This is a genomic window from Micromonospora sp. MGP-C2 (genome assembly GCF_057766525.1).
In genome coordinates this window covers 4,999,846-5,025,157 of sequence record NZ_JBYMEN010000002.1, presented here as the reverse complement: position 1 = coordinate 5,025,157, position 25,312 = coordinate 4,999,846, and the positions used below count along the sequence as shown (strand labels likewise).

General features: G+C 72.0%; 21 protein-coding genes, 1 tRNA gene and 1 pseudogene. 9 read left to right on the top strand and 14 right to left on the bottom strand.

Going from position 1 to position 25,312, the window contains the following annotated elements; translation table 11 throughout:
• Nucleotides 1–16 precede the first annotated feature (16 nt).
• The 4 genes from AC3CF1_RS23180 to AC3CF1_RS23165 form a co-directional block, all read right to left on the bottom strand.
• Nucleotides 17–700: a 50S ribosomal protein L25/general stress protein Ctc gene (locus AC3CF1_RS23180; protein WP_099850390.1), complete on the bottom strand. Its 684-nt coding sequence runs from the start codon at nt 698–700 to the stop codon at nt 17–19.
• Nucleotides 701–1,044: 344 nt separating this feature from the next.
• Entirely contained in the window at nt 1,045–2,025 is a 981-nt protein-coding gene (locus AC3CF1_RS23175) for a ribose-phosphate diphosphokinase (RefSeq protein WP_030329105.1), read from the bottom strand.
• Nucleotides 2,026–2,083: 58 nt separating this feature from the next.
• Complete coding sequence (glmU, locus tag AC3CF1_RS23170) at nt 2,084–3,643, bottom strand: bifunctional UDP-N-acetylglucosamine diphosphorylase/glucosamine-1-phosphate N-acetyltransferase GlmU (protein ID WP_354983616.1); 1,560 nt, start codon at nt 3,641–3,643, stop codon at nt 2,084–2,086.
• Nucleotides 3,644–3,753: 110 nt separating this feature from the next.
• Nucleotides 3,754–3,825, bottom strand: a tRNA-Gln gene (locus tag AC3CF1_RS23165).
• Between the two features lie 370 nt (nt 3,826–4,195).
• Here AC3CF1_RS23165 and AC3CF1_RS23160 point away from each other — a divergent pair.
• Both AC3CF1_RS23160 and AC3CF1_RS23155 read left to right on the top strand, forming a co-directional pair.
• Complete coding sequence (locus AC3CF1_RS23160; RefSeq protein ID WP_088951424.1) at nt 4,196–5,161, top strand: acyl-CoA desaturase; 966 nt, start codon at nt 4,196–4,198, stop codon at nt 5,159–5,161.
• A 224-nt stretch (nt 5,162–5,385) separates the two neighbouring features.
• A complete protein-coding gene (locus tag AC3CF1_RS23155) occupies nt 5,386–6,093 on the top strand; it encodes a TetR family transcriptional regulator (RefSeq protein ID WP_354983633.1) in 708 nt (235 codons plus the stop codon).
• A 32-nt stretch (nt 6,094–6,125) separates the two neighbouring features.
• Here the strand turns inward: AC3CF1_RS23155 and AC3CF1_RS23150 are convergent.
• The 6 genes and pseudogenes from AC3CF1_RS23150 to AC3CF1_RS23125 all read right to left on the bottom strand — a co-directional run bounded on the left by AC3CF1_RS23150 (nt 6,126) and on the right by AC3CF1_RS23125 (nt 12,155).
• A pseudogene (locus AC3CF1_RS23150) lies at nt 6,126–6,603 on the bottom strand (DUF4383 domain-containing protein).
• A gap of 213 nt (nt 6,604–6,816) precedes the next feature.
• On the bottom strand, nt 6,817–7,272 hold the full coding sequence (locus tag AC3CF1_RS23145) for a DUF4383 domain-containing protein (RefSeq protein ID WP_088951422.1): 456 nt from the start codon (nt 7,270–7,272) through the stop codon (nt 6,817–6,819).
• 100 nt (nt 7,273–7,372) lie between these two features.
• Entirely contained in the window at nt 7,373–9,181 is a 1,809-nt protein-coding gene (locus AC3CF1_RS23140; protein WP_488451251.1) for an ABC-F family ATP-binding cassette domain-containing protein, read from the bottom strand.
• A gap of 120 nt (nt 9,182–9,301) precedes the next feature.
• A complete protein-coding gene (locus AC3CF1_RS23135) occupies nt 9,302–10,252 on the bottom strand; it encodes a 4-(cytidine 5'-diphospho)-2-C-methyl-D-erythritol kinase (RefSeq protein WP_354983615.1) in 951 nt (316 codons plus the stop codon).
• Between the two features lie 87 nt (nt 10,253–10,339).
• The gene (gene rsmA / locus AC3CF1_RS23130; RefSeq protein WP_099850378.1) at nt 10,340–11,209 is read right to left on the bottom strand and encodes a 16S rRNA (adenine(1518)-N(6)/adenine(1519)-N(6))-dimethyltransferase RsmA; all 870 of its coding nucleotides are present in this window, start codon (nt 11,207–11,209) and stop codon (nt 10,340–10,342) included.
• A gap of 46 nt (nt 11,210–11,255) precedes the next feature.
• A complete protein-coding gene (locus AC3CF1_RS23125; protein WP_488451250.1) occupies nt 11,256–12,155 on the bottom strand; it encodes a TatD family hydrolase in 900 nt (299 codons plus the stop codon).
• 235 nt (nt 12,156–12,390) lie between these two features.
• Here AC3CF1_RS23125 and AC3CF1_RS23120 point away from each other — a divergent pair, with 235 nt between their 5' ends.
• Complete coding sequence (locus AC3CF1_RS23120) at nt 12,391–13,638, top strand: hypothetical protein (RefSeq protein ID WP_488451249.1); 1,248 nt, start codon at nt 12,391–12,393, stop codon at nt 13,636–13,638.
• Between the two features lie 45 nt (nt 13,639–13,683).
• Here AC3CF1_RS23120 and metG read toward each other — a convergent pair whose 3' ends face one another.
• Nucleotides 13,684–15,486 (bottom strand): methionine--tRNA ligase, encoded by a 1,803-nt coding sequence (metG, locus tag AC3CF1_RS23115; protein WP_099856996.1) that lies wholly within the window; start codon nt 15,484–15,486, stop codon nt 13,684–13,686.
• 581 nt (nt 15,487–16,067) lie between these two features.
• Between metG and AC3CF1_RS23110 the strand changes: the two genes are divergently transcribed.
• Nucleotides 16,068–16,799 (top strand): hypothetical protein, encoded by a 732-nt coding sequence (locus tag AC3CF1_RS23110; protein WP_488451248.1) that lies wholly within the window; start codon nt 16,068–16,070, stop codon nt 16,797–16,799.
• Nucleotides 16,800–16,840: 41 nt separating this feature from the next.
• Here AC3CF1_RS23110 and rsmI read toward each other — a convergent pair whose 3' ends face one another.
• On the bottom strand, nt 16,841–17,689 hold the full coding sequence (gene rsmI / locus AC3CF1_RS23105) for a 16S rRNA (cytidine(1402)-2'-O)-methyltransferase (RefSeq protein ID WP_354983612.1): 849 nt from the start codon (nt 17,687–17,689) through the stop codon (nt 16,841–16,843).
• 132 nt (nt 17,690–17,821) lie between these two features.
• Here rsmI and AC3CF1_RS23100 point away from each other — a divergent pair, with 132 nt between their 5' ends.
• The 3 genes from AC3CF1_RS23100 (at nt 17,822) to AC3CF1_RS23090 (ending at nt 21,951) form a co-directional block, all read left to right on the top strand.
• The gene (locus AC3CF1_RS23100) at nt 17,822–19,483 is read left to right on the top strand and encodes a dolichyl-phosphate-mannose--protein mannosyltransferase (protein WP_435794870.1); all 1,662 of its coding nucleotides are present in this window, start codon (nt 17,822–17,824) and stop codon (nt 19,481–19,483) included.
• 402 nt (nt 19,484–19,885) lie between these two features.
• The gene (locus tag AC3CF1_RS23095; protein WP_355160789.1) at nt 19,886–21,169 is read left to right on the top strand and encodes a VWA domain-containing protein; all 1,284 of its coding nucleotides are present in this window, start codon (nt 19,886–19,888) and stop codon (nt 21,167–21,169) included.
• Nucleotides 21,169–21,951 (top strand): peptidase, encoded by a 783-nt coding sequence (locus tag AC3CF1_RS23090; RefSeq protein ID WP_488451247.1) that lies wholly within the window; start codon nt 21,169–21,171, stop codon nt 21,949–21,951. The genes AC3CF1_RS23095 and AC3CF1_RS23090 overlap by 1 nt, the downstream gene beginning before the upstream one ends.
• 45 nt (nt 21,952–21,996) lie before the next feature.
• Here the strand turns inward: AC3CF1_RS23090 and AC3CF1_RS23085 are convergent, their stop codons facing one another.
• Nucleotides 21,997–22,266 (bottom strand): hypothetical protein, encoded by a 270-nt coding sequence (locus tag AC3CF1_RS23085; RefSeq protein ID WP_099850366.1) that lies wholly within the window; start codon nt 22,264–22,266, stop codon nt 21,997–21,999.
• Between the two features lie 202 nt (nt 22,267–22,468).
• Between AC3CF1_RS23085 and AC3CF1_RS23080 the strand changes: the two genes are divergently transcribed.
• Complete coding sequence (locus AC3CF1_RS23080) at nt 22,469–23,125, top strand: 4'-phosphopantetheinyl transferase family protein (RefSeq protein WP_354983608.1); 657 nt, start codon at nt 22,469–22,471, stop codon at nt 23,123–23,125.
• Nucleotides 23,126–23,273: 148 nt separating this feature from the next.
• Nucleotides 23,274–24,161: a DUF4352 domain-containing protein gene (locus tag AC3CF1_RS23075; RefSeq protein WP_354983607.1), complete on the top strand. Its 888-nt coding sequence runs from the start codon at nt 23,274–23,276 to the stop codon at nt 24,159–24,161.
• A gap of 63 nt (nt 24,162–24,224) precedes the next feature.
• On the opposite strand, the gene AC3CF1_RS23070 is transcribed toward AC3CF1_RS23075, so the two are convergent.
• Complete coding sequence (locus AC3CF1_RS23070; RefSeq protein WP_355160787.1) at nt 24,225–25,244, bottom strand: hypothetical protein; 1,020 nt, start codon at nt 25,242–25,244, stop codon at nt 24,225–24,227.
• Between the last annotated feature and the right edge of the window lie 68 nt (nt 25,245–25,312).

Here is a 25,312-nt window from a genome sequence, read left to right as displayed (position 1 = left end):
GCACAGTACGAACCGATCAGGCCTCGGTGCGCGCCTCGGTGGTCTCGGCAGCGGTGTCCGCGCCCTCGGAGCCCTCGGTGGTCTCGCCGACCTCGGCCTCGGCCTCGTCGGTGGCAACCTCGACCTCGGGCAGCGTCGCCTCGAGCTGCTCGGCGGTGGGGGCGGCGGTGATCGACGCGACGGTCAGGTCCGAGTCGACGGCCAGCTCGACGCCGGCCGGCAGCTTGACGTCACCGGCGGTCACCAGGGTGCCCGCCTCCAAGCCGTCGATCGAGGCCTCGAGGTGGTCCGGAACCTTGGTGGCGTCGGCGGTCACCGAGAGGGTGTCGTGGTCGTGCACGATCAGGGTGTCCCGTGCGGCCTCGCCGGTCAGCTGAACCGGAACGTCGACGGTGACCTGCTCGCCCCGACGAACCAGGATCAGGTCGACGTGCTCGAAGGTGTCTCGGATCGGGTCCCGCTGGATCGCCTTCGGCAGCGCGAGCACCTGGGTGCCGTCGGTGATGTCGATAGCGAAGAGCTGGTTGGCACCGCCCTTGCGGATCGCGGCGGCGAACTCCCGGGACGGCAGCGAGATGTGCTGTGGCTTCTCGCCGTGGCCGTACAGCACTGCGGGCACCTTGCCGGCCCGGCGGGTACGGCGGGCACCACCCTTGCCGAACTCGGTGCGGGGCTCGGCGCTGATCTTTACCTCGGACACGGGGAAACTCCTGATGCTTTTCGCTGCGGCGGCTTGTCGTCTTGCGGTGCTGGGGCGAGGGGCTCGCTGGGGCTCATGCGTCATGAACGACTGCCCGGAGCACCGCGTCGATGACGGTGCCTCCGTGCGGCGCTTTTCAGCGGCCCGCCGGGCACCCTCGCCGTGGCAACCGCACCAGTCTACCCGAGCTGTTTCCAGGGTTTCCGGCAGTCCCCGTTCACGGCTCCAGACCGGCGCGCCGGTGGTGCTCCCACCAGCGCGCCGGCCCCGTTTCCACCAGTTTGACAGCCCCGCTCCCACCGGCGCGGCGAGTGGCGGAAGCGGGGCTCACCGACGCGCGATGCTCAGCTCAGGCCGCCGAAGAGGGTCGTCACCGAGCCGTCGTCGAAGACCTCCCGGATCGCCCGCGCCAGCAGGGGCGCGATCGACAGCACGGTCAGCTTGTCCAACTGCTTCTCCGGCGGAAGCGGCAGGGTGTTGGTCACCACGATCTCGCTGATCGAGCTGTTCTTCAGCCGCTCCGTGGCCGGGTCGGACAGCAGCGCGTGGGTGGACGCGACCACGATCTCCGCCGCCCCCGACTCCTTCAGGATGTCGGCGGCCTTGGCGATCGTGCCACCGGTGTCGATCATGTCGTCGACGATCAGGCAGACCCGGCCCTCGACCTCGCCGACCACCCGGTTCGCAACGACCTGGTTCGGCTTCATCGGGTCACGGGTCTTGTGGATGAACGCCAGCGGGCAGCCGCCCAGCCGGTCGGTCCAGCGCTCGGCCACCCGCACCCGGCCCGAGTCTGGGGCCACCACGGTCATCGGCCGGCCGGCGTACTTGTGCTCCACGTACTCGGCCAGGATGTCCATGGCGAAGAGGTGGTCCACCGGGCCGTCGAAGAAGCCCTGGATCTGTGCGGTGTGCAGGTCGACGGTGAGGATGCGGTTCGCGCCCGCGGTCTTCAGCAGGTCCGCCACCAGCCGGGCCGAGATCGGCTCCCGACCCCGGTGCTTCTTGTCCTGCCGCGCGTACGGGTAGAACGGCAGCACCACGGTGATCCGCTTGGCCGACCCCCGCTTCAGCGCGTCCACCATGATCAGGGTTTCCATGACCCAGGTGTTCACCCCGTGCGTGACGGACTGCACCACGAAGGCGTCCGAACCACGCACCGAGTCCTTGAACCGTACGAAGATCTCGCCGTTGGCGAACTCGTACGCGTCGGCCGGGGTCGGCGCGACGCCGAGCACCTCGCCGATCTCCTTGGCCAACTCCGGAAAGCCACGTCCGGAAAAGAGCATCAGGCTTTTGCGGTTTTCGGCGACGATGCTGCCCATGGGCCCGTCTGCTCCCGTTTTGTCGGCGGTACCCGACCCGGTGGTGGTGGGTCGGGGACTATTCGGTTGCAGTATCTCCCGTGCCGGATGCGCCGCCCACCGTCTCGGTCACCCCGTGGATTGCCTCACTGTCGCTTGCGGTGCCGGGTGCAGCCGACGCACCCTTCGCGTCGCCGTTCGGCTGCGCGCCCTTCGCGTCCTGGGCCCGCTGCGCCGCCTCGGCCGCAGCCGTGCCGGCGCGACGCTTCACGACCCAGCCCTCGATGTTGCGCTGACGTGCGCGCGCCACACCCATCGCGCCTGCCGGGACGTCGTCGACGATCACCGAGCCGGCGGCGGTGTACGCCCCGTCACCGACCTCGACCGGCGCCACGAACATGTTGTCCGCACCGGTGCGCGCGTGGCTGCCGATCACGGTCCGGTACTTGTTGACGCCGTCGTAGTTCACGAAGACCGACGCGGCGCCGATGTTGGTCTGCTCGCCGATCGTCGCGTCGCCCACGTAGGTCAGGTGCGGCACCTTCGAGCCGGCGCCGATCTGCGAGTTCTTCACCTCGACGAACGTGCCGACCTTCGCCTTCTCGGCCAGCCGGGCCGCCGGCCGCAGGTACGCGTACGGCCCGACGCTCGCGCCCGCGCCGATCTCGGCGCCGACGGCGTGGCTGCGGACCACCGATGCGTCGGGGCCCACGATCGTGTCGACCAGCGTGACGTCCGGCCCGATCAATGCGCCCTCGCCGACCACGGTGCCGCCGCGCAGCTGGGTGTTCTGGTCGACCACCGCGTCGCGGTCCAGAGCCACCGTCACGTCGATCCAGGTGGTCGCGGGGTCGAGCAGGCTCACCCCGGTACGCATCCACGCCTCGTTGACCCGGTCGCGCAGCAGCCGGCGCAGCGTCGCCAGCTCCACCCGGTCGTTGCAGCCCAACGTCTCGACGTGGTCGTCGGCCATGTGCACCGCGACCGGCTCACCGACCGACCGGAGCAGGCCGAAGACGTCGGTCAGGTATTCCTCGCCCTGGTCGTTGTCGGTGGAGAGCTTGCTCAGCGCCTCGCGCAGCCGTACCGCGTCGAACGCGTAGATGCCGGCGTTGATCTCCCGGATCGCACGCTGCGTCGCGTCGGCGTCGCGCTCCTCGACGATCTGCTCCAGGCGGCCGTCGGCGTCTCGGACGATCCGACCGAGCCCGGTCGGGTCGGGCACCTCGGCGGCCAGCACTGTGGCTGCCGCGGCGGCCTGCTCGTGCGCGGTCACCAGCGCGCCCACCGTCTCGGGTCGCAGCAGTGGCACGTCCCCGTTGATCACCACGACGGTGCCGGCGCCGTCCGGGACGGCGTCCAGGGCGATCCGCACGGCGTGCCCGGTGCCGAGTTGCTCGGCCTGGAGCACCGGCGTGGCGTCCGGGGCGACCTCGCCCAGGTGGGCCCGGACCTGGTCGGCGCCGTGCCCCACCACGACGACTGTGCGGTCCGCGGCCAGCGGCGCGGCGGCGCTCAGCACGTGACCGAGCAGCGTCCGACCGAGCAGCGGGTGCAGCACCTTGGGCAGTGTCGACTTCATCCGCTTGCCCTCACCGGCGGCGAGAACGACGACGGTACGAAGGTGGGGCTGGGGCACGACGTGGCTCCCGTCGGGACGGCGGACACTCTCGCGGTCATGCTAACCGCGAGGCCCGGCCTGTCTTCCTCTTACCCCCACCAGCCCTTAAACAGGACGTAGATGGGCAGCTCGGCCGCCAGGGTTCGAACCTGAAATACGGGTACCAAAGACCCGGGTGTTGCCAATTACACCACGGCCGATCAGCGACGCGAGCACGTCGCATCAGGGGGATGAACATCCCGCCGCTACACCTTAGCGTCCCTGCCGTCGGACGCCATCGCTCATCCCGCCGCAGAGCGGGAGCGACGCGGGAGCGCGGGGTGAGAGCCTGCGACGGGGGCGCGCTGATCAACCCGGTTCCCCGGATGTCGGGGATTCGCGGGTGCCGGGACAGCGCACGCGAGTCGCGTCGGTGGACGACGCCGCCCCACTCGGCCCGACGGCACCTGACCTGCGGCTTTCGACGGCCACGTGAGGAGCTTTCGAACTTCCTCGTGCGATCTACGGTGCCGTAAGTTACGGTGACGTAGGCGTAGCTTTGTGATCGTAACCATCCCCCTGCGAGGTCCCATGTCCACTGCTCTGCTCGATCCCAACACCGCCGGATCCGGCCCCAAGCCACTCACCGACGGCAGCCAGTCCACCGGCATCCTGGCCGCCCTCTGGGCTTTCGTGGTGATCCCCTTCGTCGCCCTGCTGGTCGCCGTGCCGGTGGCCTGGGGTGGCTGGCTGGGCTGGACCGACGTGGTCATCGGCCTGGTCTGGTATGTCGTCTCCGGGCTCGGCATCACCGTCGGGTTCCACCGCTACTTCACCCACGGCTCGTTCAAGGCCAAGCGGTGGCTGCGGGTGTCGCTGGCGGTCGCCGGTTCCCTGGCGGTGCAGGGCGAGATCATCCAGTGGGTCGCCGACCACCGCCGACACCACGCGTTCTCCGACATGGAGGGCGACCCGCACTCGCCGTGGCGCTTCGGCACCAGCTTCTGGGCGTTGACCCGAGGCCTGTTCCACGCACACGTGGGCTGGCTGTTCCGCCGGGAGCTGTCCAACCGTGCGCGCTTCGCTCCGGACCTCATCGCCGACCGCGACATCAGCCGGGTCGACAAGCTCTTCCCTGCGCTGGTGGCCGTCTCGCTGCTCGGCCCCGCGCTGATCGGCGGCCTGGTGACCTGGTCGTGGCAGGGCGCGCTGACCGCGTTCTTCTGGGCCGGGCTGGTCCGGATCGGTCTGCTGCACCACGTCACGTGGGCGATCAACTCGGTCTGCCACGTCTACGGCGAGCGCCCGTTCGCGATGCGCCAGGGCGACCGCGCATCCAACTTCTGGCCGCTGGCGATCCTGTCGTTCGGCGAGAGCTGGCACAACCTGCACCACGCCGACCCGACCAGCGCCCGGCACGGTGTCCTGCGGGGTCAGGTGGACATCTCCGCCCGGGTGATCTGGCTGTTCGAGAAGGTCGGCGCCGCGACGCAGGTGCGCTGGCCAAAGCCGGAGCGCCTCGCCGCGAAGCTGGTGAAGCCGGTCGCACCCCACTAAAACCGGGCGGTGCTCCGACATGCCGCCTGGCAGGATGGCCGGGTGACCGAGCCACGCGGGGGGACCGGACGGCTCGGCAGACGGGGAGCCGGGCCCGATCCGGGTACGGTCGGACGGCGCGGCAGGGCGGTCGCACCGCCCGACAGTGAGGCGACGACGTGAACGGGCACAGCGGAGGCACCATTCCACGGCAGGGCGTCACCGAGCGCCAGCGAGGCGGCGACATGCCCGAGGTCAGTGACGGCGATGCTGCCGGTGCCGGCGGCCGACGGGTGACGCCGCCGGCCCCGGCCGCGGCACCCAAGGCCAAACCCGCCTCCCGGGTCCGCATGTCGGCGGCCCAGCGGCGGGAGCAGTTGATCGCGACCGGCCGGCAGCTCTTCGCCGAGCGCGGGTTCGACGCCACCTCGATCGAGGAGGTGGCGGCCCGCGCCAAGGTCTCCAAGCCGGTGGTATACGAGCACTTCGGCGGCAAGGAAGGCCTGTACGCGGTGGTGGTGGACCGCGAGGTCCGCGCCCTGCTGGACCGGATCACCACGGCGTTGACCGCCGGGCACCCCCGAGAGCTCCTGGAGCAGGCGGCGTTGGCCCTGCTGGGCTACATCGAGGAGGACGCCAGCGGCTTCCGGGTGCTGGTCCGCGAGTCGCCGCTGATGGCCGGCACTGCCAACTTCAGCAGCGTGATGAACGACGTGGCCCACCAGGTCGAGCACATCCTGGGCGCCGAGTTCAAGAGCCGGGGGTACGACCCGAAGCTCGCCGAGCTGTACTCGCAGGCGCTGGTCGGCATGGTGGCACTGACCGGGCGCTGGTGGCTGGAGGTCCGCAAGCCGCGCAAGGAGACGGTGGCAGCGCACCTGGTCAACCTGGCCTGGAACGGGTTGTCGCACCTGGAGGCGAAGCCGACGCTGATCACCAGCCGGCGCCGCTGAGCCCGATGAACGGCCGGCGCCGTTGAGCCCGATCAGCGGCGGTGCGCGTCGGCCACCGGGTGTTCTGCGGCGCTCCAGCTCCGCCTCCGCGTGCTCCGGTGGGCCGATCTTGTCGTACAGGCCGGTGCCGAGCAGGATCAGGCCGAACAGCATCGACACCACCACTGTCGACATCGAGAAGTTGAGGAAGTTCGCCTCGGTCTGGAGCACGGACATCATCAGGATGCTGGTCACCAGGAACACGACACCGGCGATGAGGTTCATGTAGTGGCCGAGGTTGCTGCGCCGCGACGCCCCGATGATCAGGACGACACCGAAGATCACCGAGGCGAGCGAGAAGGCCAGGTTGGTCCGGAGTCCGAGGGCCCAGGTGCTGGTCCGGGCGAAGAGCGGGTCACCGATCGTCTCCGCGACGCCCCAGACGCCGAAGACCAGGATGTAGACGCCGATCAGACCGGACAGGACCCGGTAGAGCGGCCGTGCCGGATGGTTCACCGGAAAGTGCGGCATGCTCCTGACCCCGTCCACCCGAGTTAGACCGTTTCAGGAGGATTGTCACCCAAGGCAGAGGTGACTGTCCGAAGAACCACAAAGCCGGAAAGGGTCCGCCAAAGGCTGGACCAGGTCAGGTTTTCGCCGGAGACCGAGCTGCGCAGGGATCAAGCCTGACCGCCCGGAGCAGCTCGGGCTCCGGCGAAAACCACCACCGCAACCAGGGAAAGCTCAGAGAACGAGACGAGCCTTCTGGAACGCCTCCGCCTCATCCTCGGACCCGACCTTGCCGTACATGCCGACCATCAGCAGCACCAGGGACGCCGCCAGCACCACGACCACGGTGGTGATGCTGAAGTTGAAGATGTTGGCGTCGGTCCGGATGAACGCGAGACCAGCCAGGCCGATCACCATCAGGGCGTACGCCAGCCACTGGTTGATCGCCACGTCGATGTTGCGGCCGAGGGCCGTGCCGACCAGCACGATGATCCCGAGCAGCACGCTGAGCAGCGAGAAGCCGAGGTTGGTGCCCTGACCGAGGACCCGGGTGTCGTCCTGCGCGAGGATCTCGTCGCCCATGCTCGCGATGATGCCGAGCACACCGAAGACCACCAGGTACAGACCGGTCAGCCCGCCGATCGCCCGGTAGATCGGCCGCGCGGGGTGGTTGACGGGGGTGTGTGCCATGTCTGTGTCTCCAACGCCGTGGGGTAGGTGTCACCGACGATTGTCTCGCATGTGGCGGTGTGACGCCGCACACGGTCCTCGCCCGGCGTGCCCGGCCCGGTCAGCTCTCCGGCAGGTCCTCGGCGAGGGTCATCCAGCTCTCCTCGATCCGCTCCCGCTCGGCGCGCAGATCCTTGAGCTGTGTGTCCAACTCGGCCACCCGGGCATAGTCGGTGGCGTCCGCCGCGAGCTGACCGAGCAGCGTCGTCTCGCGCTGGTCGAGTTTGCCGAGCTGCCGTTCCAGCCGGCTCAGCTCCTTGCGGGCCTGACGGACCTCGGCAGCGGACATGCCACCCGCGCTCGGGCCGGTGGGCGCGGCGGTCGGGTTCACGCCGACCCGGGGGGCGGAGCCGGCCCGCTCGGCCGTCCGGGCAAGGTACTCGTCCACCCCGCCCGGCAGGTGCACCAGGCGACCGTCGCCGAACATCCCGTACGCCGTGTCGGTGACCCGCTCGATCAGGTAGCGGTCGTGGCTCGCCACGATGATCGTGCCGGGCCACGAGTCGAGCAGGTCCTCCAGCGAGGCGAGGGTGTCGGTGTCGAGGTCGTTGGTGGGCTCGTCGAAGAGCAGCACGTTGGGCTCGCCGGCGAGCAGCCGCAGCATCTGCAACCGGCGGCGCTCCCCACCGGAGAGGTCACTGACCGGGGTCCAGAGTCGGCGGTCGTCGAAGCCGAACACCTCGGCGAGCTGCGCGGCGGAGACCTCCCGGTCACCGAGCTGGACCCGGCGGGCGACCTCCTCGACGGCTTCCAGCACCCGCAGGTGCCCGGGCAGCTCGGTGAGCTCCTGGGAGAGGAACGCGGGCCGCACGGTGGAGCCGGTCCCGAGGCGGCCACCGTCGGGACGGGTGATGCCGGCGAGCATCCGCAACAGCGTGGTCTTGCCGGCGCCGTTGGCACCGAGGATGGCGATCCGGTCACCGGGGCCGACCAGCCAGGTGACGTCGCGCAGGATCTCCTTGGGGCCGGCGTGCAGCTCGACGTTCTCCAGGTCGTACACCTGCTTGCCGAGCCGCGAGGTGGCCATACGCTGCAGGGACATGGTGTCCCGCGCCGGCGGCACGTCGGCGATCAACGCGTTCGCGGCGTCGATGCGGAACTGGGGCTTGGACGTCCGGGCCGGCGGGCCACGGCGCAGCCAGGCGATCTCCTTGCGGAGCAGGTTCTGCCGGCGGGCCTCGGTGGCGGCGGCGACGCGCTCGCGCTCGGCGCGGGCGAGGGTCCAGGCGGCGAATCCACCCTCGTAGGCGCGAACGGTCTGGTCGGCGACCTCCCAGGTGCTGGTGCAGACCGCGTCCAGGAACCACCGGTCGTGGGTGACCACGACCAGGGCGCCCTTGCGGCCGACCAGGTGCCGGGCCAGCCAGTCGACACCGCCGACGTCGAGGTGGTTGGTGGGCTCGTCGAGGATGAGCAGGTCGGAGTCGCGGACGAGCAGCGCGGCGAGCGCCACCCGGCGGCGTTCGCCACCGGACATCGGGCCGACCGGCTGGTCGAGGCCGAGGTGCGGCATGCCGAGGCCGTCGAGGATGCCGCGGACGCCGGCGTCGCCGGCCCACTCGTGCTCGGCGCCCATGCCCTCGTTGAGCCAGGCGGTGCCGAGCACGACGTCCCGGACGGTGGCGTCGGGGGCGAGCGTGAGCTGCTGCGGCAGCCAGAGCGCGCGCAGGTCGCGGCGGTGGGTCACCCGGCCGTCGTCGGGGTCCTCCTGCTTGGTGAGCAGCCGCAGCAGGGTGGACTTGCCGGCGCCGTTGAGGCCGACCACGCCGATCCGGTCGGCGTCGTCCAGACCGAGCGAGACGTCCGTGAGCAGCCGCCCGGCGGCGCCGTACCCCTTGGAGACCCGGTCCAGATTGACGATGTTCGCCACGTTCCACCCTTCATGATCAAGGCGTCCCGGTGCCGGCGGGCACCTGGACGCCTGCCTCAAGGGTACGCGGACGCCCCGGACACCCGCGCCGCGCGCCCGCAGGCCGGGTGGGACGACCCGTCAGCCGACGCGGGCGCCGACGACCGGGCCGTGCGCGACCCGCGCCTCCCGGCACACACCAGCGGCGTTCAGCTCGGCGGCGATCCGCTCCGCGTCGGCCGCGTCGGCGGTGAGGAACACACAGGTCGGGCCGGAACCGGAGACGATCCCGGTGAGCGCGCCGGCCGCCTCGCCGGCCTTGAGGGTGTCGGCCAGCGCCGGGCGCATGGCCAGCGCGGCGTCCTGAAGATCGTTGCCGAGCGTCCGGGCGAGCACCCGGGGGTCGCGCTGACGCAGCGCGCCCAGCAACGCGTCGGTGGAGCCCAGCGGGGTGCCGGCGGCGCCGGAGTCGCGCAGCCGGTCCAACTCGCGGTACGCGGCCGGAGTGGAGAGGCCCCCGTCGGCGATCGCCACCACCCAGTGCCAGGAGGTCGGGCGGGCCAGCACGGGGCTGATCGCCTCGCCCCGGCCGGTGCCCAACGCGGTGCCACCGTAGATCAGGAACGGCACGTCGGAGCCGAGGTCGGCGGCGATCCCGGCCAGCTCGTCGCGGGACAGCCCGGTGCCCCAGAGCGCGTCGCAGGCCACCAGAGCGGCGGCGGCGTCGGCGCTGCCGCCGGCCAACCCACCGGCGAGCGGGATCTGCTTGCGCAGGTGCAGCCGAGCGTGTGGCAGGACGCCCGCGTACCCGGCGAGGGCGTGCGCCGCGCGGATCACCAGGTTGGTGTCGTCCAGGGCCAGCTCGCCGGTGCCCTCACCCTCCATGGTCAGGGCGAGGGTGTCACCCCGACGGGCCGTCAGCTCGTCGTAGATCGAGATGGCGTGGTAGATCGTGTTCAGCTCGTGGTAGCCGTCGCGGCGCAACGGGCCCACCCCGAGGTGCAGATTGACCTTCGCGGGCACCCGGACCTTCACCGGCCCGATGGACCCGCGTCGCTCGTCCTCGCCGTCCGGTCGCCAGGCCTCGGTCACGGGGTGAGGTCCCGTACGCGCAGGCGGATGTCGAAGGGGTTGGCCACAATCTGCTCCTCGGCGTCCTCGGCGGGCACGGGCGTCAGCCTACTTCGCGGCCGGCGTACCGACCGGAGCCGACGCGGCGATGGCGGCGAACTGCTCGACGGTCAGTGACTCCCCCCGGGCGCCGGGGTCGACGCCGGCCGCGGTGAGCGCGGCGGCGGCACGGTCCGCGCTGCCGGCCCAACCGGCGAGCGCGGCGCGCAGCGTCTTGCGCCGCTGCGCGAACGCCGCGTCGACCACGGCGAAGACCCGTTCCCGGGGTACGTCGGTTCGGGGCGGTTCGTGGCAGGTGAAGGCGACCAGACCGGAGTCGACGTTGGGCACCGGCCAGAACACGTTCGGAGGCACCTTGCCGGCGCCCCGGGCGTGGGCGTACCAGGCAAGCTTGACCGACGGGATGCCGTACACCTTGGAGCCGGGACCGGCGACCAGCCGGTCGGCGACCTCCTTCTGCACCATGACCAGGCCGTGCCGCAGGGTGGGCAGCACGGCGAGCAGGTGCAGCACCACGGGCACTGCCACGTTGTAGGGCAGGTTCGCGACCAGCGCGGTCGGCGGTGGATCGGCCAGCTCGGCGGCGTGGATACGCAGGGCGTCCGCGCGGTGCACGGTGAGCCGGTCGGCGTCCGCCCCGGCGTGTCGCGCGGCGGTCTCCGGCAGCGCCCCGGCGAGCACCGGGTCGATCTCCACGGCGTGCACGTGCCCGGCGACCGGCAGCAGCCCCAGGGTCAGCGAACCGAGGCCGGGGCCCACCTCCAGGGCCACGTCGTCGGGGGTCAGCCCGGCGGCCGTGACGATCCGGCGCACGGTGTTCGGGTCGTGCACGAAGTTCTGGCCCAGCTTCTTGGTGGGCGCGACGCCCAGCCGGGCGGCGAGTTCCCGGATCTCCGCCGGGCCGAGGAGACCGGTCATGCCTGGCAGCGTAGCGGCGACGTCGGCGCCGACCGCCGGCCCGGTCTCACCACGACCCGAAGGCACGGTCGCCGGTGGCGGAGATGGCCGCGCACAGCTCGTCCAGGTCACTGCCGGTGGTCGCGGCGAGCGCGCGGACGGTCAGCGGGATCAGGTACGAGGCGTTCGGCCGGCCGCGGTGCGGCGTCGGGGTGAGGTACGGGGCGTCGGTCTCCACCAGGATCTGGTCGACCGGGGTGAGTGCTGCGGCCTCGCGCAGCGCGGTGGCGCTGCCGAAGGTGACGGTGCCGGCGAAGCTGAGCAGGTAGCCCCGGCGGACGCACTCGCGGGCGAAGTCGGCGTCACCGGAGAAGCAGTGCAGCACCACCCGGTCGGGAGCGCCCTCGTCGTCGAGGATCCGCAGCACGTCCGCGTGCGCGTCCCGGTCGTGGATGACCAGCGCCTTGCCGTACCGCTTGGCGATGGCGATGTGCGCCCGGAAGCTGTGCTCCTGCGCGGCACGCCCGTCGTCGCCGGTCCGGAAGAAGTCCATCCCGGTCTCGCCGATCCCCCGGACCCGGTCGCGGGCGGCCAACGACTCGATCTGCCGCAGCGCCTCGTCGAGGTCGGTGAGGCGGGGCGCCTCGTTGGGGTGCAGCGCGACGGTGGCCAGCACCGCAGGGTACCGGTCGGCGGCGTCCGCGCCCCACCGTGAGGAGGCGACATCCACGCCCACCTGGACCAGCCGGTCCACGCCGACCTTGGTGGCCAGCGCGATCGCCGTGCCCACCGGGTCGTCGGATGGCCCGCCGCCGGGCACGCCGGCCTCGCTGACGGTGATGTCCAGGTGGGTGTGGCTGTCCAGCACCGGCCGGGGCAGCGGCTCGGGGGCAGGCGGAAACTCTCCGGCCCGCCGGGCGGCACGCTCTCGGCGGGATTCAGTGGGCTCGCTCATCAGCGACAGCATCACACACCGGGCCTGGCCATCTGCCCGCCACCCGACGTTCACCTCGACTACGCCGCGCGACTCTACCGTCGCCGGGTGAGCGAGCGCAGCGAGCGAACCCTGAGGCACAGCAGCGTGGCGTCTCATGCCGCTGCCGAGCGGAGCGAGGCGGTGGCGTGAGCGAGCGCAGCGAGCGAACCCTGAGGCACAGCAGCGAGGCGTCTCACGCCGCTGCCGAGCGCAGCGAGGCCGTGGCGTGAGCGTCACACCTCACGCGAGCGGCGCGGCCGGCGAAGGTACCGGGCTGCGCGTGGCGTTCGACGGCGGCGTGTACCCGGCCGAGGAGATCGCCCGGGGCGCCGCGTACGAGCTGTTCAGCGCCGAGGAGGTGGCCGGCTTCGAGCGGGCGCCCCGACCGGGCAGCGCCCTGCCGTGGCGCCGGTTCGTGCACGTCACCGAGGCGAGCGCGGTGCACGGGGCGACCGAGCCGGCCGAGGAGCCGGAGACGCCGCTGATGATGCCGGCGCACCGGGAACGCGGTTGGACGCACGTACACCAGCTCAGCCAGCAGCCGTCCGCGGCGGGCGACCCCGTCCTGACCGCGGTGCGTGCCTCGGCGGTGGTGCGGAGGGGCACCCGGATGGTGAAGGTGCTCTCCGCTCGGCAGCTCGCCGGGTACGTGCGGGGCTGGCTGCCGCACGGCTTCTGCTTCCGGGAACACGACGTGGCGCACCTGCGTACGCCGACCGCGACCACGGTGCTGCGCACCGACGGTGACGTTGGGCGGGAAGGCTCGGACGTCGCGTACGCGCTGCGTTGGCGGGCCGCGGACCCGGGCGACTACGACGTGCCGGTGGGCGAGACGCACCGCGGTCTGACCGCGCTGGCTGCCCGGGACCGGCTGGGCCCACCGGTGCTGGGCACCGGCTTCGTGCCGAGCAATGGTCAGCTCATCCCCGAGTTCATCACCCGGGACTTCGCCGACCTGCCGATGCCGGCGAACGCCACCCTGCTCGCCTACCCCGCCGAGGGGGTGGAGGTCGTGCTCTACACGTACCAGGCGGAGCAGCGCGGTTGGCTGCGGATGGTGGGTCCGCAGTGGCGGCACCTGCTCGCCGCGGTGCCGGGCCTCTCCCCCGACCAGGAGTACGTGCCGACCGGCGACGCTCTGCGCTCCACCCAGTTGGTGGGCCTCTACGGCGACACCGAGTACGAGGCGGTGGCCGACCTGCCCGGCGGGTTCCGGGTGTTGGCGATGACCCGGGCGGCCCGCTACCCGGTGGACGCGGTGGCCCGCCGGCTCCGGTTCGCCCAGTGGCGGGGCGTGCCGTGCCTGGTGCTGCGCGAGGAGGCCGGCTGGCTGCGGCTGCGGCTGCGCTTCCCGGACCCGGACACCGTGGTCGCCACCGGCGCGCAGTGTCACGACCGCGGCATCTACGAGACCTGGGCACCGGGCGCCGAGGTGAGCGACGACCAGGTGATGGACACCCGGTACGTGACGTGACGTCCCCCGGCGGCCGGATGCCCTGCCGCCGGGGGCGTCGTGCGTTCAGTCGGCCAGTCGGGCCAGCTCCTCGTCGACGATCGACGGGTCGAGCTTGCGGAACACCGGCTTCGGCGCCGCCAGCGGCCGGCCCGCCTCGATCGACACCGACTCCCAGCGCGCGCCGACGGTGTAGTCCCCGGTGAGCACCGGGTACGACGGCCCGCCGTCCAGGTCGTCGACCTGCTCGATGACGGGCATCGGCGCGTGCACACCGGTGCCGCCGAGCAACTCGTGCACCTGCTGAGCCGAGTGCGGCAGGAACGGGGTGAGCAGCGTGTTCGCGTCGCTGATCACCTGGAGGGCGACGTGCAGGATGGTGCCCATCCGGGGCTTGTCCGCCTCGCCCTTGAGCTTCCACGGGGCCTGCTCGGAGAGGTATCTGTTGGCCTCGGCGACCACCCTCATGGCCTCACCGATGGCCTGCTTCTGCCGGTGCCGGCCGATCAGGTCGCCCACGGTGGCGAAGCCGGCCCGAGAGGTCGCGAGCAGCGCCTCGTCGGCCTCGGTGAGCCCGGCCGGGTCGACCGGCGGGATCTCGCCGAAGTTCTTCGCCGCCATCGAGACGCACCGGTTGACCAGGTTGCCCCAGCCGGCGACCAGCTCGTCGTTGTTGCGGCGCAGGAACTCGGCCCAGGTGAAGTCGGTGTCGTTGCTCTCCGGGCCGGCGGCGGCGATGAAGTATCGCAGCGCGTCGGCGTCGTAACGCTCCAGGAAGTCACGAACGTAGATGACCACCTTGCGCGACGAGGAGAACTTGCGCCCCTCCATGGTCAGGTATTCGCTCGACACCACCTCGGTGGGCAGGTTGAGCCGACCCAGCTCGCCCGGAGCACCGTCGCGGGAGCCCTCGCCGGAGTATCCGGAGAGCAGCGCCGGCCAGATGACCGAGTGGAAGACGATGTTGTCCTTGCCCATGAAGTAGTAGGACTGGGAGTCCTTACCGGCACCGTCGGCGGACCAGTACTGCCGCCACGCCTCCGGGTCGCCGGAGCGGCGGGCCCACTCGATCGAGGCGGACAGGTAGCCGATCACCGCGTCGAACCAGACGTAGATCCGCTTGTCCGGCCGGTCCCGCCAGCCGTCCAGCGGGATCGGAACGCCCCACTCCAGGTCACGGGTGATCGCCCGGGGCTGGAGGTCGTCGAGCAGGTTGCGGGAGAACCGCAGCACGTTGGGCCGCCACCCCTCCCGGGTGTCCAGCCACTGCCGCAGCACCTCGGCCAGCGCGGGCAGGTCCAGGAAGAAGTGTTCGGTCTCGACGAACTTCGGGGTCTCCCCGTTGATCCGTGACTTCGGGTCGATCAGGTCGATCGGGTCGAGCTGGTTGCCGCAGTTGTCGCACTGGTCGCCCCGGGCGCTGTCGTACCCGCAGATCGGGCAGGTGCCCTCGATGTAACGGTCGGGCAGGGTGCGGCCGGTGGACGGGGAGATCGCGCCCATGGTGGTCTTCGGCACGATGTAGCCGTTGCGGTACATCCCCTCGAACAACTCCTGCACCACCGCGTAGTGGTTGCGGGTGGTGGTGCGGGTGAACAGGTCGTAGGAGAGACCCAGGCCGTGCAGGTCCTCGACGATCACCCTGTTGTACCGGTCGGCCAGCTCGCGCGGGGTCACCCCGTCGGCGTCGGCCTGCACCTGGATCGGGGTGCCGTGCTCGTCGGTGCCGGAGACCATGAGCACGTCGTGGCCGGCCATCCGCATGTACCGGGCGAAGACGTCGGAGGGAACGCCGAAACCGGAGACGTGGCCGATGTGGCGGGGGCCGTTGGCGTACGGCCAGGCCACTGCCGCGAGAACGTGACTCATGAGCAGCAAGCCTAGTGACCCGCCAGGGGCGACCGCGAACCAATGGGGGGTGCCGGGCCGGCGGACCGGCCGGACCACCTCCACCATTGGTCCGATTTGTCGCCGACACGCGGTCGAGCTGCCCGTTCCGCCTCCCGGACCGGTGTGCAATGAACGTCGTGACTGGCAGACGAGCGGCACGGGACCACGAGGACCCTCGCACCGGCCCGACGGTCGGCGACGACCCTGGCCCCGACTCCGCCTCGACTCGGAGTGCCGGGGTAGCACCCCAGCCCCGGTTGGTGCCCGGAGCCGACGCGGGTTCCGCGTCGCGCCCCAGTCCCAGCCCGCGACCGAGCCCCGCCCCGCGGCCCGGGGCCGACCGGCCCGAGGAGCAGCAGGCCAGGCCGTCGGGGCAGGCGGTCACATCGGGGCGGGAGGAGGCTGCGGAGCGCACCGCCACCCCGGCCCGGCCCACGCCGGGCGCACCGGTACCCACGCCGGCCCGGCCGACCCCGGCGGCACCCGCACCGAGCCCGGCCCGACCCGGCTCACCAGGCCCCCCGGTCGGCTCGGCACCCGCCGCCACGGAGGCCGTCGAGATGGAACCCACCACCGGCGCGCCGGTGGACGCGGTGCCGCGTCGAGTGCCCGTCCGCCAGCAGAGCCGCCTGCAACGGGAGGGCCGGTCCGACGGTGACACGCCGGACGACGTCGCTGCCTTCTGGGCGCCGATCGAGGAGGTGCACTGGGACGGCACCCCGGTGCGGGAGGACCCGGCGCCGTCGGGGGACCGCGGCTTCCGCCCGGTGGGCCGCCGGGCACCGAGCCGTACGGCCCCACCGCCCGATCCGCTGCCCGGGCTGGCCGCGCTGGTGACGCTGAGCCTGGTGGCGGCCTTCTTCGCCTGGGTCAGCGTCGGCCCGTTCTGGCTCGCCGTCGGGCACGCCCGGGTGGGCACCGTGGTGCTCGACGGCTGCACCGGTGACGGGCTCACCCAACGGTGTCGGGGGACGTTCACGGCCGACGACGGGCGGTTCATCGCGCACGGCGTACGGGTCAGCGGCGTACCCGCCGGGGAGAACGCGAGCGGTACGCCGGTGCCGGCACGGATGACGGGCCCGGACGCCGGCACCGCGTACGCGGACACCGGCGTGGGCCGGCACCTGCTCTGGCTGCCCGGTCTGCTGGTGGTGCTGGCCTGCACGGCCGGCATCGTCCGGTGGACCGGGTCGGCCCGGCTGCCCGGCCGTCGGCACCGTCGCTGGGCCGTGACAGCGGCCATCGCCGGCCCCGTGCTGATCACCGTCGGCTTCCTGGCCTTCGCCTGGTGAGCGCGTCGCCCGGTGAACCCCGGCACGGCCGGGCGCCCGGGTCAGCTGTGCACGATGGTGTAGACGTCGCGCCGGCGCAGCGCGTACTCGGTGGCGACGTCGGTGATGGCGTCCCGGCGGGACCGGCCGGCGGCCTCCCGCTCGGCGACGGCCGCGCGCAGGGTGTCGTCGTCGGGGCGTTCCGGGGCGATCACCGGCGCACCGGCCACCACCAGAGTGATCTCGCCGCGCGGGTCTCCCTCGGCGGCCCACCGAACCAGCTCGCCGAGGGGACGGCGGAGCACCTCCTCGTAGGTCTTGGTGAGCTCCCGGCAGAGTGCGGCTGGCCGGTCCGCGCCGAACGTGTCGGCGAGGTCGGTGAGAGCCGCACCGATCCGGTGCGGGGCCTCGAAGAAGACCAGCGTGCGTTCCTCGGCGGCGAGCGCGCGCAGGCGGGTTCGCCGGGCGCCGGGGGTGCGGGGCAGGAAGCCCTCGAAGCAGAACCGGTCACAGGGCAACCCGGAGACCGCCAGCGCGGTGGTGACCGCGCTGGGCCCGGGGGCGACGGTGACCGGCGCCCCGACGTCCAGTGCGGCCCGGACCAGCCGGTAGCCGGGGTCGGAGACGCTCGGCATCCCCCCGTCGGTGACCAGCGCCACCACGTACCCGCTCAGGATGACCTCGACCAGCTCGGGGGTTCGCCGCTCCTCGTTGCCCTCGAAGTAGGAGACGATCCGGCCGCCGACCGTGATGTCGAGGTCGCGGGCCAGCCGGGTCAGCCGGCGAGTGTCCTCGGCCGCGACCACGTCGGCGGTGCTCAGCACCTCCCGGAGCCGGGCCGAGGCGTCGGCGGGGTTGCCGAGCGGGGCACCGAGCAGGATCAGGCGCCCAGCTTCGGACTTTTCACCCACGAATTCGTCTCCTTCATCGACAGCGAATACCGGTATCAGGGACGACGGGCGCCACAGGACACCTTGGCAGCCTACGATCGCCGGGTGACGAGTGCGTCGACAGCGCAGAGCCCGAGCGCCGAGCCTGCCAAGATGGTCGAGGTGACGGGCGAGCCCAGCCCCAACCAGGAGCCGGCGGCACCGAGTGCCGGTGGCGGTGGCGCGTCCGCCGCGCTCCGGCGAAGGTTCGCCACCGTCGACAGCCAGGTGGACCGGTTCTCCTGGCTTGCCACGGCGGTGGTGGTGGCCATCGCGGCGATCCTGCGCTTCGTCGGGCTGTCCAGCCCGAAGGGCAAGATCTTCGACGAGACCTACTACGCCAAGGACGGCTACGGGCTGATCTCCCGCGGCGTCGAGTGGAACTACAAGGACAACGTCCCGTCGTACGTGGTGCACCCGCCGCTGGGCAAGTGGCTCATCGGCCTCGGCGAGTGGGCCTTCGGCTACCAGGACGCGGATTCGAAGGTCTCCGTTCCCGGGCACCTGATGACCACCGCGCCGGAGTTCGGCTGGCGGTTCTCGGCGGCCGTGATCGGCACCCTGTCGGTGTTGCTGCTGGTCCGCATCGGTCGGCGGATGTTCCGCTCGACGGTGCTCGGCTGCGCAGCCGGCCTGCTGCTCGCCCTGGACGGCTTCCACCTGGTGCTGTCCCGCGCGGCGCTGCTCGACATCTTCCTGCTCTTCTTCGTGCTGGCCGCGTTCGGCGCGTTGGTGCTCGATCGGGACGCCCGCCGCAGGCGCTGGGCGCGGGCCCTGGACGACGGGCTCGACCCGAGCCAACCGGGCCGTGCCGGCCGGCCGCCGACCGGTTGGCGCACCTGGCCGTGGTGGCGGCTGGCAGCCGGGGTGTTGATCGGCTGCGCCTGCGCGGTCAAGTGGAGCGCTCTTTACTTCGTGCCGGTCTTCGCGCTGCTGGTGATCCTCTGGGAGGTCGGCGTCCGCCGCTCGGCGGGGGTCCGCCGGCCCTGGCGGGACACAGTGCTCGACGAGCTGCCCTGGCTGGTCCTAGCCGGTGTGCTCATGCTGGCCACCTATGTCGCCACCTGGTCGGGCTGGCTGCTCACCGACGACGGCTACTACCGGCTCGCGTCGGCCTACCCGAGCGCCCCGCTCAGCGACCGCCCGGTGATCGGGCCGCTGATCAACCTCTTCGAATACCACCGCGCGGCGTACGGCTTCCACGCCCAGCTCGACGACGCGCACAAATACCAGTCGTGGCCGTGGCAGTGGCTGCTGCTCGGCCGGCCGGTGGCGTTCCACTGGTCCGGTGACGGCGCCTGCGGCGCACCGACCTGCGCCTCCGAGATCCTGCTGCTCGGCACCCCACTGCTCTGGTGGTCGTTCCTGCCCGCCCTGGCGGCGCTGGCCTGGCTGGGTCTGGCCCGCCGCGACTGGAGGGCCGGCGCGATCCTGCTGACCGTGGCGGCCGGGCTGCTGCCCTGGTTCTGGTTCGCCCTCGACGGCCGCACGATGTTCTCGTTCTACGCCGCGCCGGCGCTGCCGTTCCTGGTGCTTGCCGTGGTGTACGTGCTCGGCGCGCTGATCGCGCCCGCCGGGGGTGACGTGGGTGAGGTGGCACCGCTGGTGCCCGGCGACCCGAGCTACGAACGTCGACTGGTGGGCAGCATCGCGGCCGGGGCGTACGTGCTGCTGGTGGGGCTCTGCTTCGCGTACTTCTATCCGATCTTCGTCGGCAAGGTGATTCCGTACTCGGACTGGCTGTCCCGGATGTGGCTCGACGGTCGGTGGATATAAGCACCGACAGGCGACGCGCCGCACAGCGCGACGGAGAAGGGCCCGCACGCCGAAGCGTGCGGGCCCTTCTGTGACCCTGCGGGCACTGTGACCGTGCGGGGCCTTTCGACAAAGACGCGCGCCCCGATCGCCTGCCACGGGGGAAGCGGGCGATTGGGGCGCGCATGAAGAGCTTAACCACCGCGCACCACCGGCACAACGGGTCAACTTGGGTCAGATTTCCGACGGATGGTGGCCGGGCCGACTAGTACCCGCCTGCAGTTGACCGAGGGTGACCTGGCGTGGACCCAGAGCGCGGAAACGCAAGGTCGGAGGCGGTCACCGACCTGGCCGGAGGCGCCGGGGTCCGATCCACGCCCACCCAGACGATCATCCAAAGTGGATCTCACTACACTGCGGGCCGTGATCAACTTCAGACGATCGACGGCGGCCCTTCTCGGGCTGCTGGCGACCACCGCACTGGCCGGGCCCGCCCCGGCGCAGGCCGACGAGGAGCCGGTGCCCGAGCCGCCCCGGGTCGAGCTGGTGCTCGACGTCAGTGGCTCGATGCGTGCCGCCGACATCGACGGGCGCAGCCGGATCTCCGTTGCCCAGCAGGCCTTCAACGAGGTCGTCGACGCGCTGCCGGCGGAGACCCAGCTCGGCATCCGGGTGCTCGGCGCAACCTACCGCGGCAAGGACAAGAAGGTGGGCTGCCAGGACACTCAGCAGATCGTGCCGGTCGGCCCGGTGGACCGGTCCGCGGCCAAGGCTGCGGTGGCGACGCTGCGGCCGACCGGATTCACACCGGTCGGCCTCGCATTGCGCTCCGCCGCGGAGGACCTGGGCCAAGGGGCCACCACCCGACGGATCGTGCTGATCACCGACGGTGAGGACACCTGCGCCCCGCCGGACCCGTGCGAGGTGGCCCGGGAGCTGGCCGCCCAGGGCACCAGCCTGGTCGTCGACACCCTCGGTCTGGCCCCCGACGAGAAGGTCCGAAAGCAGCTGCTCTGCATCGCCAGCGCGACCGGCGGCACCTACACCGCCGCGCAGAGCGCCGAGGAGCTGACCGGACGGATCAAACAGCTCGTCGAGCGGGCCGGCGACACGAACACCCGCGCCCCGACGGTGGTCGGCGGCACGAGCGTCTGCGACTCGGCGCCGCTGCTCGCCCCCGGCGTCTACGCCGACCGGGAGGCCTTCTCCGAGCACCGCTACTACCGGGTGCCGGTACGCCCCGGGCAGGAGCTGCGCGCGTCGGTGAGCATGGCGCTGGACCGAGGAGTGAACCGGGACTACGGGGTCCTGCTGAGGGCCACCGCAGCGGACGGCCGGGAACTGGTTCGCGGCGCTGACGCCGGCAGCGGGCGGGCCGATGTGCTCTCCGCCGGGCTGCGATGGTCGGCCAGCGCCGACGACGAGGATGCCGCGAAGGCCGAGGAGAGTTCCGCGCCGGTCGTCGAACCCACCACCGTCTGCCTGGTGGTGAGCAACTCGTTCGCCCCGCGCCCCGGCACCGCGGCCACCCCGGGCATGCCTGTGGAGTTGACCATCGACGTGGTCGCCGCCGCACCCGCACCGGACGGCCCGGACCTCGGTCGAGGCTGGGTGCTGCTCGCCCTGCTCACCGTCGCCGGTCTGCTCACCGGCCTGATCGCCGGACTGCTCACCCGCTGGTGGGTCGCCACCTGGAGGGAGAACTGATGCGTACCGCCCTGAACCGATCGCTGGCGGCGCTGCTCGCCGCCGGCGGGGCCGCGCTGCTCCCCGCCTCGGCCGTCGCCGCCCCGAGCCCTTCCCCGGGCGCCACGCCGGTGAACCGGGCCGGCACGTCGTTCCTCAGCGCCACCCCGATCGCCGCGGGGCAACCGGTACGGGTGGACGCGTCGATCGGCGACCACCTCTACTGGGCGTTCCCGGCGAAAGCCGGCCAGGTGCACGAGATCACCGCCACCGTCACCTTCCCGAAGGGGCGCAGCGGCGCCTCCACCTGGACGGTCGACGTGTTCGACGGGCTGCGCCGGCGGCAGGCGTGCACCGCCGGGGCACAGACCCCGACCGTGGACGCGAAGGCGTCGAGCGTGGCGCTGGGCTGCACGTTGCGCGAGGTACGACCGTGGGCGGAGCCCTGGTCGGCCGATCCACTGCCCGGCACGTACGTCATCAGGCTCTCCGTGATCGATCTGCCCGAGCCGGATCTGGGCGCACCGATCGACGTGGACCTGCTGGTCGGCACGGTCGCCGACCGGGGCGCCTCGGCCGACGACGGTGAGCTGGCAGCGCCGCTGGTGCCGAACACCAAGGCGGGCACGGTGCTCAACGCCGTACCCGTGGCGGACCCGGAAGCTGGCGACGACGGTGACTCGCCGGCGGACTGGTTGCCGGACCTCGGCTCGCGGTGGGTCTGGACCGCCATCGGCGGCGTGCTCGCCGCGGTGGCCGGCGTCGTCGGCTTCGCGGTGACCAGGCGGCCCCGGCGTCGCTGAACCGCCCCGCTGGTGGCCCCGACCGAAGGTGGGGCCACCAGCGGGTCAACCCCGGCGGGAGCCGCGTGGCAACCAGCCGATGAACCGATTCTGGAGCGACATCACCGGCGCGGCGCGCAGATCCTCCGTGGCGGCGGCGAGACAGGAACCCAGATAGACGCTGAGCATCGCGCGGTCACTCCCGTACTCCGCCAGCAGCCGGCTGCGCTTCGTCGCGCACGGCCACTCGTCGCCGCAGGAGCCGCAGCTCCAGCAGGGGGTCTTCGGGGCGTGATCGTCCACCCGCACCCCCGACCGTTCCGCACCATCGGTCATCGCACGTCCTTCCAGATGTCCACGGGACTGGCGGCTGCCCTGCCCGACCAGTTCTTGATGGTGGTCCCCCCGGAGCCATCAGGGAGGGCGCGCTGCACGTCCCTCCGGTGTTACATCTTTGCGGTACCTTCTCCCGTCGTGGGAGTCGGAAATCTGACGGTTGACAGGAGCCGCTGCTCCCACCGACCAATAGGCTGCCGCGATGCGTGACCTGCTGCCGTCGACAGTCGCCGTGGCCGTGGCCGGGCCGGACGACTGGGTCGGCGAACTGCTCCCCGCCGAGCAGGCGTGCCTCAGCGAGCGGGCCGTGCAGACCCGTCGGCGGGACTTCGCCGCTGGGAGGGCCTGCGCCCGTCGGGCCATGACCGGTCTCGGCCTGCCACCGACCGCCGTGCCGGCCGCCCCCGACCGCGCGCCCGTCTGGCCGGCCGGGGTGGTCGGCACCATCACCCACACCACCGGCTACTGCGCCGCCGCGGCGGCGCTCACCACCGATGTCCGATCCGTCGGAATGGACGCCGAGCAGCACCACGAGGTCGATCCGGGAGTACGCAGAATGGTGCTGCTGCCCGAGGAGGAGGCCCTCTGCGCACGGCTGCCCGGCGGCATCTCCTGGCCGGTCGTCCTGTTCAGCGCCAAGGAGACCGTCTACAAGGTGTGGCACCCGGTGGTCGGGACGTGGCTCGGCTTCCGTGACGCCCAGCTCGACGTCGACCCGGACGCCGGCACGTTCACGGCCCGCATCGCACCGGCCCGGGTGGACGCTGCGGCGGTCGAGGCTCCGCCGACGACCATCGTCGGCCGGTTCGTGGTCGCCGGCGGGCTGGTCCGCACCGCCGCAGTGCTCCCGCTGGGCTGATTCCCGGACACCGTCCAGGCTGACCGGACCGAAGCGAGGGCCGCCGCCGACGGTGGGACGGAATCCGGCGCGGCGACCGGGCGATCGGCCACGCACGGTAGCGTCGGCGGGTTCCCGAACCGCACGTACCGAGGCGTCAAGGAGTACGGTGACCCACCCCCAGCCCCCCACCGGGCCGCAGGACCCCCAGCACCCGAACCCGGAGCCACCGACGCAGCCGTCCCCCGCGACACAGCCGCAGTCCACTGTCGAGTCGACGGTTTCGCAGACACCACTGCCGCCCAGCCCGTGGTCCGCGGCGGGGAGCGCGTCGCAGCCGCCGTTCTCGGGCACCGCGTACCCGACGGCCGGCGGTGGGTACGTCGGCGCTGGCGGAGGTCACCCGGCAACCGGCGGGCCGGGTCATCCACTCCTCGCACCGCCGGCGGCGCCGACGCAGGGCTCCAAGAGGACAGTCGTGGCCGTCGCCATCACCGCAGCCGTCTTCACCCTCCTCAGCTGCGCCGGCGGCATCGTGGCGGTCGTCATCGGCGCCAACCGGGCCGCGGACAAGGTGACCGAGGCACGTCCCACCCCCGCGGTGACACGGGGCACCGCACAGCCGTCGGCCAAAGCTCCCTCGTCGACGGCCAGCGGCGACACTCGCAACATGGCACCCGGAGACACCCTGGTCATCGATGGTGACGGCGGCACCATCGAGATCACCGTGACGAAGTTCAGCACCGCCACCAAGCCGTGCGCTCCCTACGGCCTCAAGCCCGACGAGGGCATGTACGTGATCGCCGACGTGACACTGACCGTCACCAAGGGCACCGCTTCGGCGAACCCGCTCTTCTTCGAGTGGGTGGCCGCCGACGGCACCGCGGCCAACGCGATCGCCGGGGCTTTCTCCGGGTGCGGCAAACCGATGCCCCCCGCCGACGACCTGACCGCCGGCACCAGGCGCACCGGCAGCGTGGTGTTCGACGTACCCGACACCTCGGGGGTGCTGGAGTACCAGCACAGGTTCGAGACCGCCGGCTCCTGGAAGCCGTGACGCGCTGACACGACGTGAGGCCGGCCCCGACGGGCCGGCCTCACGCTGTCGCGAGTCGGTGGGTCAGCAGCCGGTCCAGCGCACCGGGGTCACCCGGTCGGCGAGGACGTTGCGGAACCCGACGATCGTGCCACTGTCGGAGATGGATCGGGCACCGACGCCCACCCCCTCGCCGCCGCCCGGCAGGACCCGGGAGGTGGTACCCCTGGCAACGCGGTCATCGCCCACCACGACGCCCTTGGCGTTGACGTCGGTCAGTGCCGACATCTCCGGGTCGAGCAACGTGTACGAGCCGTTCCGGAGGTCCCACCGCACCCTCGCCGAGCCGGTGTCGTCCAGCCACGCCTGGCCGATCGCCCAACGGCCCGCCGCCGCGCTGGCCAAGCTCCAGTCGGCACCCGGGATCGTGAGCGCGTCGATCCGGCCGTTCGGCCGGCGGACCCAGCCGTTCCAGTCTCCGAACGGCCCGGCGCTACCGACGATGGTCCCGTTGTCCGTGATCCCACTGGGCTGGGCGTCGACCGGGGCGTCGAGCACCTCGACCGTGCCCGGACGGGCAGCCGGCCAGCGCAACCCGACATACTGCCCGTCGACGATGTCCGAGCCGTAGCCGACGATGTCACCGGCAGCGTTAATGGCGGAGACGACGATGCCGGTGGACGGCAGCACCGGCAACTGCTCGAGCTTGCCGTCGCGATAGATCCACGGCTGGCCGATGCCGGTGCCCGGCGCCGAACCGTTGCCGATCACAACGCCGTCGGCGTTGATGTCGACCGGCTCAGCCATGGCCGGCACCTCGACTTCGGTGACCCGCTGCCTGTCCCAGAACAGCAGCAGGTACTGGTTGTCGATCTCGCCACGTCGAAGGGCGGTGCCCGCGACGTAGCGACCCGTCGGGTCGACCGCGTGCGCATCGGCGCGATAGGTGTCGGCCGGGTACGGCAGCGTACTGATCTTGCAGGCGCGGAAAGCCGTCCCGCCGGGCGCGGCGGTCGCCGTCCCCGAGACCGCTACACCGAGAGAGGCGGCCAGCAGACCGGTGGCGGTGGCTGCGAGCATCCTGCGTCGAGTGCTTCGATTCATCCTTGCTCCCCGTGATGGGCCCGAGTGCTTCCGGGCGTTGACTGATACGGGTTGCACAGCCGGATGGG

Coding starts and splice junctions, on each gene's coding strand:
- AC3CF1_RS23110 (WP_488451248.1), top strand. CDS start 16,068: ATGGAACCCACCACCGGCGCGCCGGTGGACGCGGTGCCGCGTCGAGTG.
- metG (WP_099856996.1), bottom strand. CDS start 15,486: ATGAGTCACGTTCTCGCGGCAGTGGCCTGGCCGTACGCCAACGGCCCC.
- AC3CF1_RS23100 (WP_435794870.1), top strand. CDS start 17,822: ATGGTCGAGGTGACGGGCGAGCCCAGCCCCAACCAGGAGCCGGCGGCA.
- rsmA (WP_099850378.1), bottom strand. CDS start 11,209: ATGACCGGTCTCCTCGGCCCGGCGGAGATCCGGGAACTCGCCGCCCGG.
- AC3CF1_RS23145 (WP_088951422.1), bottom strand. CDS start 7,272: ATGGCACACACCCCCGTCAACCACCCCGCGCGGCCGATCTACCGGGCG.
- AC3CF1_RS23080 (WP_354983608.1), top strand. CDS start 22,469: ATGCGTGACCTGCTGCCGTCGACAGTCGCCGTGGCCGTGGCCGGGCCG.
- AC3CF1_RS23090 (WP_488451247.1), top strand. CDS start 21,169: ATGCGTACCGCCCTGAACCGATCGCTGGCGGCGCTGCTCGCCGCCGGC.
- AC3CF1_RS23125 (WP_488451250.1), bottom strand. CDS start 12,155: ATGCTGTCGCTGATGAGCGAGCCCACTGAATCCCGCCGAGAGCGTGCC.
- AC3CF1_RS23085 (WP_099850366.1), bottom strand. CDS start 22,266: ATGACCGATGGTGCGGAACGGTCGGGGGTGCGGGTGGACGATCACGCC.
- AC3CF1_RS23175 (WP_030329105.1), bottom strand. CDS start 2,025: ATGGGCAGCATCGTCGCCGAAAACCGCAAAAGCCTGATGCTCTTTTCC.
- AC3CF1_RS23070 (WP_355160787.1), bottom strand. CDS start 25,244: ATGAATCGAAGCACTCGACGCAGGATGCTCGCAGCCACCGCCACCGGT.
- AC3CF1_RS23155 (WP_354983633.1), top strand. CDS start 5,386: ATGCCCGAGGTCAGTGACGGCGATGCTGCCGGTGCCGGCGGCCGACGG.
- AC3CF1_RS23160 (WP_088951424.1), top strand. CDS start 4,196: ATGTCCACTGCTCTGCTCGATCCCAACACCGCCGGATCCGGCCCCAAG.